This window comes from Agrobacterium sp. AGB01 (assembly GCF_014851585.1).
GTDB lineage: Bacteria > Pseudomonadota > Alphaproteobacteria > Rhizobiales > Rhizobiaceae > Agrobacterium.
Genome location: NZ_JACVAB010000001.1, coordinates 1,402,342 through 1,414,410 on the forward strand (window position 1 = coordinate 1,402,342; position 12,069 = coordinate 1,414,410).

7 protein-coding genes are annotated in these 12,069 nt (G+C 56.9%); 5 read left to right on the forward strand and 2 right to left on the reverse strand.

The window, feature by feature from the left end; genetic code table 11:
* Window positions 1-2 precede the first annotated feature (2 nt).
* The 3 genes from IB237_RS06595 (at window position 3) to IB237_RS06605 (ending at window position 2,884) form a co-directional block, all read left to right on the forward strand.
* Complete coding sequence (locus IB237_RS06595) at window positions 3-857, forward strand: ABC transporter ATP-binding protein (protein ID WP_192487750.1); 855 nt, start codon at window positions 3-5, stop codon at window positions 855-857.
* Between the two features lie 8 nt (window positions 858-865).
* Window positions 866-2,236 (forward strand): MlaD family protein, encoded by a 1,371-nt coding sequence (locus IB237_RS06600; RefSeq protein ID WP_192487751.1) that lies wholly within the window; start codon window positions 866-868, stop codon window positions 2,234-2,236.
* 99 nt (window positions 2,237-2,335) lie between these two features.
* Window positions 2,336-2,884: an ABC-type transport auxiliary lipoprotein family protein gene (locus tag IB237_RS06605; RefSeq protein ID WP_246787715.1), complete on the forward strand. Its 549-nt coding sequence runs from the start codon at window positions 2,336-2,338 to the stop codon at window positions 2,882-2,884.
* Between the two features lie 26 nt (window positions 2,885-2,910).
* On the opposite strand, the gene IB237_RS06610 is transcribed toward IB237_RS06605, so the two are convergent.
* Window positions 2,911-3,282, reverse strand: coding sequence for an Hpt domain-containing protein (locus tag IB237_RS06610; protein WP_192487753.1), 372 nt, complete (start codon window positions 3,280-3,282; stop codon window positions 2,911-2,913).
* Between the two features lie 468 nt (window positions 3,283-3,750).
* Between IB237_RS06610 and IB237_RS06615 the strand changes: the two genes are divergently transcribed.
* Together IB237_RS06615 and IB237_RS06620 are read left to right on the forward strand one after the other, a co-directional pair.
* Entirely contained in the window at window positions 3,751-10,134 is a 6,384-nt protein-coding gene (locus IB237_RS06615) for a hypothetical protein (protein ID WP_192487754.1), read from the forward strand.
* Window positions 10,135-10,325: 191 nt separating this feature from the next.
* Window positions 10,326-10,646 (forward strand): 2Fe-2S iron-sulfur cluster-binding protein, encoded by a 321-nt coding sequence (locus IB237_RS06620; RefSeq protein ID WP_192487755.1) that lies wholly within the window; start codon window positions 10,326-10,328, stop codon window positions 10,644-10,646.
* Between the two features lie 712 nt (window positions 10,647-11,358).
* Here IB237_RS06620 and IB237_RS06625 read toward each other — a convergent pair.
* Window positions 11,359-11,979 (reverse strand): DUF922 domain-containing protein, encoded by a 621-nt coding sequence (locus IB237_RS06625; RefSeq protein ID WP_192487756.1) that lies wholly within the window; start codon window positions 11,977-11,979, stop codon window positions 11,359-11,361.
* Between the last annotated feature and the right edge of the window lie 90 nt (window positions 11,980-12,069).

Consider the following 12,069-nt stretch of genomic DNA (forward strand, 5'->3'; position numbering starts at 1 on the left):
AGATGGCCGTGGCAGACAACACCGACGTCAAGAAAATCGACATCCAGAAAAACGACAGCAAAAAACAGGACCGGGAAGTCGTTCTCTCCGTGGAGGGACTGACGGTTGGTTTTGGCGATAAGCTGATCCTCGATAATCTCGACCTCGATGTCTACAGAGGCGAAATTCTCGGTTTCGTCGGGGCATCCGGTGCCGGCAAGTCGGTGCTGATGCGCACCGTGCTGCGGCTTTTGCCGCGCCGTTCCGGCAGCATCAAGATTTTGGGCACCGATTACGACACGGCTAATGAAGAAGAGCGCATGGCGCTCGACACACGACTTGGAGTGCTGTTCCAGCAGGGCGCGCTGTTTTCCGGCCTGACGGTCAAGGAAAACATCCAGCTGCCGATGCGCGAATATCTCGATCTGCCAAAGTCGCTGATGGATGAGCTCGCACGCCTGAAGATCGATATGGTCGGTCTGAAGCCAGATGCCGCTGATAAATATCCGTCTGAATTGTCCGGAGGCATGATCAAACGTGCGGCTCTTGCTCGGGCACTGGCGCTTGATCCTGATCTGGTGTTTCTGGACGAACCGACCTCGGGTCTTGATCCGATCGGTGCTGCAGAATTCGATAACCTTATTGCAAAACTGCGTGATACGTTGGGTTTGACCGTTTACATGGTGACCCACGACCTCGACAGTCTGTTTTCCGTCTGTGACCGCATTGCCGTTCTCGGCAACAAGAAGGTCTTGGTTGAAGGTACACTTGAGGATATGTTCGCCTGCGACGATCCTTGGGTTCAATCATACTTCAAGGGCAAGAGAGCCAGAGCGGTTGTGTCTCCGAATAACGTGCATGAAAATTCGATGGAGTAACAAAAGCTATGGAAACCAAGGCAAATTACACCATCGTCGGTATTTTCACGCTGATCGTTGTCGCGGCAGCCTTCGGCTTTGTCTACTGGATGGCCGAGTTTGGACGCGGCGGCCCGATGGCGCAGCTTATCGTGCGCATTCCCGGCTCCGCCAACGGTCTGTCGGTCGGCTCTCCTGTGCGCTTTAACGGTATTCCCGTCGGTACGGTGCGTGGTCTGTCGATCGATTCCGACGACCCGCAATATTCCATCGCTTTCACTGAAATTCAGGCACAGGCACCGGTGTTCACCAGCACCCGCGCTGTTCTGGAAATTCAGGGCCTGACGGGCGCTGCCTATATCGAACTGTCCGGCGGTCGCAAAACCGACGAACGTATCTTGCAAAAAGCGTTTGAAACCGGACTTCCGGCCGAGCTGACTGCCGATCTGTCAAGCGTGACCAACCTTCTGGCAACTGCCGACAAGATATTGACACGCGCCGACAATGCGATCGGCGAATTGCAGGGGTTCGTACAGGACGCGAGGGGTCCGTTGACCCAGACGGTGCGCAATGCCGAGAAATTTTCCACTGCGCTGGCTGATAACTCCGATGGTATCGACAAATTCCTGGAAAGCATGAGCTCGCTGTCGGTCACCGTAAAGTCGGTGTCGGGACGTCTGGAAAGCACGCTTGCCGCCGTGGAAGATCTGGTGCGCGCCGTTGATGCCAAGAAGGTCGATACAATTCTCGCCAATGCCGAAAAGGTCAGCGGCGATGTCGCCAGAGCTTCAGGCAACGTCGATGATCTCATGGCGAGTGTGAAACGTACCGCCGAAAGCTTTGAAAAAACCGGAGATGACGCGCAGGTCGTGTTGAAACGGGCAGACACGCTACTGGCTGCGGTGGATCCGGCCAAGGTTGGCACCGCGGTTGATGATATTTCTGTGGCGACCAAGGATGCACGCAGCGCGATTGCCTCCTTCAAGGGTGTGGCTGACGATGTGGACAAGCGCCGTGACCAGATTGATCGGACCATTGCCGATTTCCAGGAAATGGCCGGCAAGCTGAATGCTGCCTCCAACCGCGTTGACGGAATTCTTATAAAAGTCGACAACTTGCTTGGAACCGATGACGCCAATTCGCTGTTTGTGAAGGCGCGTGAAACTCTGGCATCGTTCAAAGCCGTGGCGGATAACCTGAATGCGCGTGTTGGTCCTATCGCCGATAATCTGGCACGGTTTTCCGGCGCAGGGCTGCGGGACGTCCAAGCGCTCATTGGAGACACCCGTCGGACGGTCGATCAGTTGAATAATACGATTATGAACTTCGACCGTAATCCGCAAAGGTTGATTTTTGGCGGTGAAACCGTCAAGCAGTATGATGGAAGAACACGGCGTTGATAATGATTCCGTACAAGGTGGCAAAGGGGTAATGTGAATATGGCTGTTGCAATACGCCCTGCGACTATCCGTGCGGTACTGGCATTTCCCTTTGTTCTTATGTCGTTGAGTGCTTGCGGCACTGCCGCCAAGAACGATACATTCGATCTTTCCGCGTCATCTTTGGCATCGACCGAAGGCCGTTCGCTAAAGAACCGCCAGATTCTGGTGCCGGAACCAACCGCGCTGAAAACGCTCGACAGCGAGAATATCGTTGTTCGCCTGTCCTCATCTGAGGTTCAGTATCTGGCAAGCTCGCAGTGGAGCGATCGCCTGCCGAAGCTGGTGCAGTCCAAGCTGGTGGAAGCCTTTGAAAACACCGGCAAGCTGGGTGGCGTTGGCCGTCCGGGGCAGGGCCTGGCCATCGACTATCAGGTCGTGACCGATATCCGTTCGTTTGAAATCGATACCAAGGGCGGCAATGTCGCGGTGGTGGAAATTTCGGTCAAGATCCTCAATGACCGTAACGGCACCATCAAGGCGCAGGAGTCGTTCAGAGCTCAAACGCGGTCGTCCGGCACGACAAATGCTGCCTTCGTGAAATCACTGGATGGCGCATTTGCCGCCGTATCGCGCCAGATTGTTGACTGGACGCTGAAGTCTCTCTGATAAAACGATCAGACTCTGTCTCTCGTTTAAGAGCGGCAGAGCTTGAGAATGAAGTTTTCAGCTTCCATGACAGAGCTTGTCACCTGCGCAAACAGATTGCTGTCAGCAGGATTGCTTTCCAGATCTCTCGCCGCTGCCGATACACGAAATGCACCGACCGCATCCGCAGAACCTTTCAGGCGATGGGCCAGTGCGACGATCTTGGCATGATCGGCGTCAGCCAGTTCATGCAGGATGACACGCGTGTTGCGGGCAAAAAGCTGGAGGATTTCGATTTCGAGATCTTTGTCACCCATGGTCTGTTTTGCCAGGTGGGCGAGGTCGACGGGTTTGGAATTGGCTGCAAAACTGGATGAAAAATTATCCGGCATACTAAATGCCATACTTGCCGCTGCCATGATGGATTTCCCATTTTGTTATATTCTGTGCCGGATTTACGCACATGACAGTGTGGTATCTTCCTAAAATGCGGCACAAAGCGGGCTGATTTTTTTAGATATGGTTAATTTATGTTAAATCGATATGAAACAAGAGCTTGCTGATTAAGATGTGATTTAAAAACTGTTAACAAGGGCGCTCATTCCCAGGTGAGGGCAAATGCGTTAATTGTTTCAAGGGCGTAAATGTGCCACTACGATACTGCTATGGTGCGTGCGCTCAGGCCGGAACTTTATGAAATGACACAATGATGTTATTTTCGTTCCGTGAATGAGGGGTGCGCCATAGGGGGTGCATAGTAATGAGCGGGACATGTTCTACCGTGTAAGGGTAGGGTTTCCTGTAGGCATGATGCCTCGGACGGTCTTAGGCGGCTGACTGATCGAGGTTATATCTGGCCGGGCGTATTAGTAACGAGGCGTAACCGCATGGCGAATAACAAGTTCAGTGACTCGATCGACGAGACTGCTTTTCAGGCGCTGGAGGATGCCCTCCAGAGTGGCAAATCTGAAGCAGATGCACAGCCTCGGAGACGATCGACGCCAAAGTCCTCGGAGGCTAAAGTGCCCGACACGTCCAGAAAGCCGGTAGCAGACCCTGCGCCGCGTACTGCCGCTGAACAGAACAGAGCATCGGGGCTTGAGGCCGCCAATGACGGTTCCAAGCGCAATCCGGTTGCTCTTTTGAAGTCGCTGGAAAGCACATCCATTACATCTGCCATCCGCAACGCCACAATCGTCTCGATTGTCTGGGCGCTGTGCGGCCTGGCACTCGGTCAGGCCATCTACGGCAATCTGATCTGGGAAGCCGGCTCATTGGCAGAACTGTTTGCCATTCCGGGCATCATGGCCGTGTTTGTCGGCATTGTTGTTCCTGTCATTCTTTTCTACGCCTTTGCCATCATGATGGCGCGTGCCCGCGACCTGCGTAACGCGGCCCGTTCGATGGCAGAAGTTGCTCTTCGTCTGGCAGAGCCGGAAACCGTTGCCGCTGACCGCATCATGTCGGTAGGGCAGGCGGTTCGCCGCGAAGTCTCCGCCATGAATGAGGGCATCGAGCGCACCATTGCCCGTGCGACAGAGCTGGAAACGCTCGTTCATTCCGAAGTGAATGCACTTGAGCGCAGCTATGCCGACAATGAACTGCGTGTTCGCAGCCTGGTCAGCGAGTTGTCTTCCGAGCGTGACGCCATCGTCAACCACGCCGAGCGCATCCGTGCATCGATCATCGGTGCGCAGGACGAGATCAAGGAAGAACTGTCGCTGGCTGGCGAAGAGCTGTCCATCCGTCTGGCAACAACTGGCGAAGCCTTTGCGTCGATGATCGACACCCGTTCGGCTGCTCTGCTTGAGAAGTCGCGTGTGACGACCGAAGCCATGGGCAGCCTGATTGCTGCCAAGACCGACAATCTGCTCAAGGCGCTGCACACATCCGGCACCAGCCTTGCCAATGAATTCGACATGCGCCTGCACAACCTCACCTCGACCATGTCGGACCGCGGCGGTGTGTTGCTGGAGCAGTTTGCGACGCAGGCTTCGACACTGGATGCCGGCGCTGAAAAGCTCAATTCCGCAATTGAAGAGCGCACACGCCTTCTCAACGAAGTGCTGACATCGCGCACCAAGGAATTGTCCGATAATCTCAACCGTGGCGAAGAGGCGATTGCCGGTTCGCTGGACACCGTTCTCAACAAGTTGGGTGAGACCCTTGACGAGCGCGGTCTGTCGTTCCGCAAGAGCTTGCAGTCCACGGCTGACGACGCAATCATGGATCTCGATCTGCGTTCGGGTCTGTTTGAAGAGCGCCTTCAGGCAACGGTTGGTCAGGTCAACTCGGCCTTTGACGAGCGCGTTGCAGAATTTGCCAGCGCGTTTGATCGTCGCGCCGGTTCGCTCGACAGCAAGCTTATGGAAAGCCTTGCCCGTATCAACGAGGCTGTTGCCGGCGGTTCCGATGCCATCGACGGTATCTTGAGCTCCAGCATTGATCGTCTCGGCTCTGCCCTGACGGACCAGTCCTTCGCTCTGGCGACGGCACTCGGCACCGGTCAGGAAATGCTCGAAAACGCTCTTGATGAGCGTAGCCGCGAACTCACCAATGCCGTTGCATCGCGCACCCAGGAAATCACCACGGCGCTTGGCGATACGCATGAACGTATCGACAGCATCATGGCAGAGCGCAGCGGTGCATTGTTCAATGCCCTGTCTGCCAGCCAGAACCGTTTTGACGAAACGCTTGCGCACCGCTCCGAAGCCATCACCAATTCGTTGTCTGGCGCTCCAGAGCGCATGGCTGAAATTCTCGATGCCAAGGCCGCAGAAATTACCAATGCTGTTGCCGATATCGAACAGCGTCTTGCTGCTGCTCTCGAAGGTCGCTCCACAGCCATTGCCGAGACACTGGAAGAGAAGGCCAACTACATCACCAGCGCAGTTGCCGGTGTTGAAGAGCGCCTGTCCAACACGCTGGATGATGCTTCCATGGCGATTTCGCTGTCGCTGGAAAGCCGCACCTCGTTCCTCGCGGATACCGTGTCTGATGCCCAGCAGCGCATTGCCTCGACACTGGATGGTGCTTCGTCTTCGATGACCAACGCTCTGGAAAGCCGCACGGCCTACCTGACCGAAGCGGTTGCCGACGCCGAACAGCGCCTGTCGAACAAGCTGGACGACGCATCCATGTCGATGCAGCTGTCGCTGGAAAACCGCACATCCTTCCTAGCCGACGCCGTCTCCGATGCCGAGCAGCGCCTTGCCTCGACACTGGATGGCGCCTCGACTTCGATTACCAGCGCGTTGGAAAGCCGCACGGCTCACCTTACGGATGCAGTCACGGATGTTGAACAGCGTCTGGCCAGCACGCTTGAGGGTGCATCGTCTTCGATCACCAACACGCTGGAAAGCCGCGCGGCTTACCTGACCGACGCCGTTTCGGATGTCGAACAGCGTCTGGCCAACAAGCTTGATGACGCCTCCATGTCGATAGCCATGTCGCTGGAAACCCGCACATCGATCTTTGCAGAGACGGTATCTGACGCTGAACAGCGCATTGCCAGCACGCTGGATGGCGCGTCGTCGTCGATTTCCACGGCGCTGGATAACAAGACGACCTACCTCGAAAACGCGGTTGCCGGTGTCGAACACCGCCTGACGTCGTCGCTCGAGCAGACGTCTTCGGCAATCCTCGGTTCTCTGGAAGAGCGCGCCGCTGTCATCTCCGGTTCGGTCATCAACGTCGAGCAGCGTCTTGCCGACACGCTCGAGGGATCTTCGGCCAATATTTCCGGCATGCTGTCCGGCAAGGTCAACGAGATCAGCAATGTTGTCACCGGCATCGAACATCGCCTGGTCAACACGCTCGACGACAAGTCGGCTGTTATTGCTGAAACACTCGGCCGTAACGCTGCCCATATCGAAAACACCGTCGGTTCTGCGGCCCACCTCATCGACAGCAAGGTCAGCGATGCTGCCTACCTGATCGAAAACAGCGTGACGGGTGCAGCCAACCGTATCGAAAACGCCATCGACGGCGGCACCGACAAGTTTGCCGGCACGCTGGAAACTGGTGTCTCGCGTCTCGAGCACAGCCTCACCGCGTCGCACGAGCAGATCAAGAACACCTTCGAGAAGCGTCACGCCGATATCGAGCAGACTTTGACATCTGCCGGCGACAAGCTGAACGAGATGTTGTCCGATCAGGCCGTATCCATCGGCACCAGCGTTGCGTCGAGCACCGGCATGCTGGAAATGTCTCTGGAAGGTCAGCAGGAAGCCCTGCAGCGCGTTATCGCCTCTAGCAGCGCCGATCTTGAAGCAAGACTGCGCAACGGCATTGGTGAAATCGCTGGCAAGATCAGCGATGCGGCAGGGGACATCAGCACTGCTGCAGACAGCCTGTCTTCGCGCATCGACCAGTCGGTCAGCGGCGTTGCTGGCCAGCTCGGTGAAACCGAAGCCCGTCTTGGCCAGTCGCTTGACGGCTTCCAGCACCGCATCAAGACAGACCTGCACAATGTCAGCGCAACGATTGATGAGGCCAATGCCCGCATCTCCGAGACGCTCGGCACACGGTCGCAGGAATTCGTCAGCGCCGGCAGCGAAGTTGCCGATCGCATTTCGTCGACCATCGACGAGCGCCTTGGCACCATGGACCGCGCGCTGAACATCGGTCTTGAAAACGTCAACCGCACCATCGGAGAAAAAGCCACAGGCCTTGCCATGACACTGCGTGAAGCCGTGACTTCGGCCACCCAGAGCATGGACGGTGAAGCACTGCGGTCTGCTGAACTTTTGGCCAGAACCGGCAGCGAGTTTGCCTCGAACCTGCGTGACACGGTTTCCACCACCACCCGGAACATGGATGGCGAAGCCCAGCGCTCGGCAGAACTGCTGGCCAGAACCGGTAGCGAGTTTGCCTCGACCCTGCGTGACACGGTCTCGACCGCCACCCAGGACATCGGTGGCGAAGCCCAGCGCTCGGCAGAACTTCTGGCCAGAACCGGTAGCGAGTTTGCCTCGACCCTGCGTGACACGGTCTCTGCCGCCACGCAGAACATCGACGGCGAAGCGCAGCGCTCGGCAGAACTGCTGGCCAGAACCAGCAGCGACTTTGCCCAGCAGGTGCAGGCTCGTAATGCTGAGTTCACACAGGCCATCGAAAACCGGTCTGGCGATATCATCAACCGTATTTCGGATGCGCAGAACCGCTTGTCCTCGCAGGCTGCTGCCGTTGCCCAGACCTTCTCCGAAGCTGGCAATGTCATCGTCAACAAGGTTGCCGAAGCAGAAACCGTGGTCCGTTCGCAGGCCGACACCATTGCCCAGAGCCTGTCGCAGGTTGAGGCAGCACTTGGTGCCCGTGGCGACTCCATCCGCACGACGCTGGATGAGCGCACCCGCGAACTGAACTCGATGCTGGCCAGCCGTTCGGCAGAACTGTCGCGCCTGATCGAAGAAAAGGCCCGTCCGGTCGTCGACCAGTATGCCAATATCGGTCAGGAAGCTGCCCACCGCATCGCAACGGCTGCCCGTGAGGGTGTTGAAACCCTGTCGGCCACCAATGCAGAAATCGTCAACCGCGTTGAACAGACGGTTGGTGATCTCAATGCTGCGGTCAGCAAGGCCTCGGTAGACTTCAACGCGGCCGACCAGTCGCTCGGTCAGACGGCAAACCGTTTTGCCGAAACCGCTTCGCAGGCTGCCGACATGGTGTCCAGCTCCAGCCGTCTGCTGGAAGGAAAGATCGACCGTCTGTCGAACATTTCCGGCCAGACACTGTCGCAGGTTGCCGGTATCGTTGGCCGCTTCGAAGAGCACTCCAAGATGCTGTCGCAGGCATCCGATCTGCTTGGCGCGGCCCAGTCCAGCCTGGTTGGCACATTGGAAGAGCGTCAGGATACCCTGCGCAGTCTGGCCGTAAGTCTGGTTAAGCGCTCCGAAGACATTGAAGCCACAATGCGCAACGTTGTTTCTTCCGTTGAAGGAACAATGGGCCATGCGGAAGAACGTGCAGCCAATGTTGCCGGTACGCTGAAAGAAAACCTGTCGTCTTCGTTCTCTGAAGTTGGCAAGGCTCTGGACGAGACCGAACAGCGTGCCCAGTCTGCCGCTGCCAATATGCGCAACGCTCTGCTCTCTGCCGGTCAGGAAGCAAACCGTTCCATCGAAACGACACTTGCGGACGCTCGCAAGTACTCGGACGAACTGGCCGACCGTGTTCGCAGCGGCGTCCAGTCCTCGCTGGCCGACGTCGACAGCATCCTTGGCAGCGCCACGGAGAAGTCCACGGCTGCCGCTGCAAACGTCCGCGAAACACTGCGTCTGGCAGTCGAGGAGGCGGTAACCCGCTTCTCCGGCGCAACCGACGAGATCCGTCGCTCCAGCCAGGACATTCGCAAGGAACTGGATTCGACCCGTGCAGAACTGAAGCGTGGTGCTTTCGATCTGCCGGAAGAAGCCAAGGAAAGTGCGGCCGCCATGCGTCGCGCCGTAGCAGAACAGATCAAGGCGCTGCAGGACATTTCGCAGCTGGTCGGCCGCTCGGCCACCCAGATGGAAATCTCCCACGCACGCCCTGCAGCCCCGCAGCCGGCTCCACAGGCACCACAGCAGGCCGCCCCACAGGTTGAGCGTCGTGTTGCAGAACCTGCACCACAGCCAGGTGTCGCGGCTCCTGTAGCGCGTGCACCACAGCCACAGACCCCGGCACAGGTGCTGGGCACCTCTGCTGGTCTGCGTGGCAGCCTGCCACTGGAAACCGCAAAGCCGCAGGTCCAGACAACAACCATCTCTGACCAGGCCGTACAGCGTGGTGAGGGCAGTGGCTGGATCAGCGATCTGCTGCGTGGTGCATCACGTGACCCGAATGCGCAGCAGGCAACCGCTGCTGTCCGTCAGCCGGCAACCCGTCCGGCTGCTGAAACAGTACCAAGCCAGGCATCGCGCAACACAGACAACCGCAATCCGCGTCACATGGTGGAATCGCTCAATTCCCTGTCTGTCGATATCGCCCGTGCTATTGACCACGATGCCTCGGTAGACCTGTGGCGCCGTTACCAGCGCGGTGAGCGCGACGTGTTCACCAGACGCCTCTACACGCTGAAGGGTCAGCAGACCTTTGATGAAATCAAGCGCAAGTATGAGCGTGAATCCGAGTTCAGAACTGCGGTTGACCGTTACATCGCTGACTTCGAAAAGCTGCTGGCCGACGTTGCGAAGACAGACCGTGACCGCACTGTAACCCAGTCCTACCTCACGTCTGACACCGGCAAGGTCTACACGATGCTGGCCCACGCCGCCGGTCGTTTCAATTGATCTGAAAAGTATGTAAGCACTTACGTACATTGAAAACCGCCCCAATCGGGGCGGTTTTTGTTTGTGCAGGGGGTAAAATCCTTAAGCCTTGGGCGTTCCAACGCAAAGGAATGCCCCATCGATGTTGCCATTTGGGTCTTGGCTTTCTATGTGTGGAACAAACGATAACCCGCAATTTCTGGATTTCTGACATGACAAAACTGACAATCGTTGCTTTCGACGGCGCGGCCATTGACCTTGATGTTGCAGACGGCTCCACCGTTATGGAAAACGCCGTGCGCAATTCTGTTCCTGGCATTGACGCCGAATGTGGCGGTGCCTGCGCCTGTGCTACCTGTCATGTCTATGTCGATGATGAGTGGGCCGAACGTGTTGGCCCGCCAGAAGCGATGGAAGAGGATATGCTGGACTTTGCATTCGACGTGCGTCCAACCTCGCGTCTGTCCTGTCAGATCAAGATGAGCGCCGAGCTGGATGGCCTCATCGTACACGTGCCTGAGCGCCAGGGCTGATATTGCCAGCTGCCGGCACCCGTTACAGGCACCATCTGCCAACAAACGCGCCGGTCATTTTCCGAATTCGGTTTCGGCCAAAAAAAGCCTCGCTCTCCGCATGAAGAGCGAGGCCAGGCGGGCATGCCGCCACGAGGCGAGGGAGGATGACACCTGTGGTTCTGTGGACACGCCAGGGAACTCGAACGCTGCTAACAACTTGGAAATTTGCCGAACGGATGGGTATCGCATAACCACATGTTGGCGCGACCCTAATCCATTGAAATCTGAAGTCTTTCCCACTCCGTATTTAAGTTTTTTATAATTAAAAACACTGATTCGCCACGCCAAGAAATCAATCATAAAAGCGTGGGATCAACCTTAGGTGAGCAGGGTTGGCCGGGCGGCCTTGACGGCCATCGCCGGGCCAAATCACGAGAAAACATCACGTAACGGAAGTTTGTTGCCGAACGCACATTGATGCAGCCGCGCGGTGCCAGCGGTTAGTTGGGCTGTCAAAGCGCCAAGGGAGGCGTCATAAGCAATGTTTTGGCATGGCAGGGCCAAACCTCGCCAGCGTCATCCTCGCCCTTGTGGCGAGGATCTAAGCCATCAGCCAAATCCGCAGCGCCGCAAGCGAAATGCCTGAGCGGCACCAACCGCAGCCTCGAATCAAACCATCCGTCTGCAACATGTGCGGAAAAACGGCCCAACCGCTCGAGGAAAACAGCGATCAGTTGTCACGCGCCTTGAGACGGTGGCTGAGCAGGCGCATCATGCGTGCATCGAAGTTCTTGCTTTCGATGCGATCAAAACGCTGCTGGTCTCTGTCATGTTCGGCCATGACCTTCTGCGTTGTGTCGGCCACTTGGGCTTGCAGTGCTTCACAGGTCTTTTGCGGACGAAGACCTTTCAATCTTTTTTCCAGCATCCGGCCATAGCTGCGCGAAATCTCGGCGTGGCGTTCTTCATGCCGTTTGATATCGGCCGACAGGGTGTCCCAGATCAGCGCCAGATCGGCGCTGGTGCGTGCGCGGTTTTTCCAGCGCGGCAGCAATATCTTGGTGTGCAGGGTGACCTTCACTTCGCCAATATTGCAGCGGCCGTCCTTTTCCACATAGGTCAGCTCACCGCCGAACTTGATTTCGGTGGCACCGGGATGTCTGGCACCTGTGGATTGGGTCAGTGGGCCGCGATTGGACAATTCACGGTCGAGATCTGCCGCAGTTTTGCCCCCGATCTGGAAGTAGGAGATCGATTTCTGAAACTGGGTTTCCGCCTGTGTCGAATGCGTGAATGCAAACAGAAAAGCCGATGCGGCAACTGCACGCATGAGACCGGGTATAAAATTCATGTGCCAGACTGCCGGTTGAACTCGTGAAACGATTGCTGCATAGGCGGAGGTGATACAATACAAATTGGCGTGACTCTTTGTAATATCGAA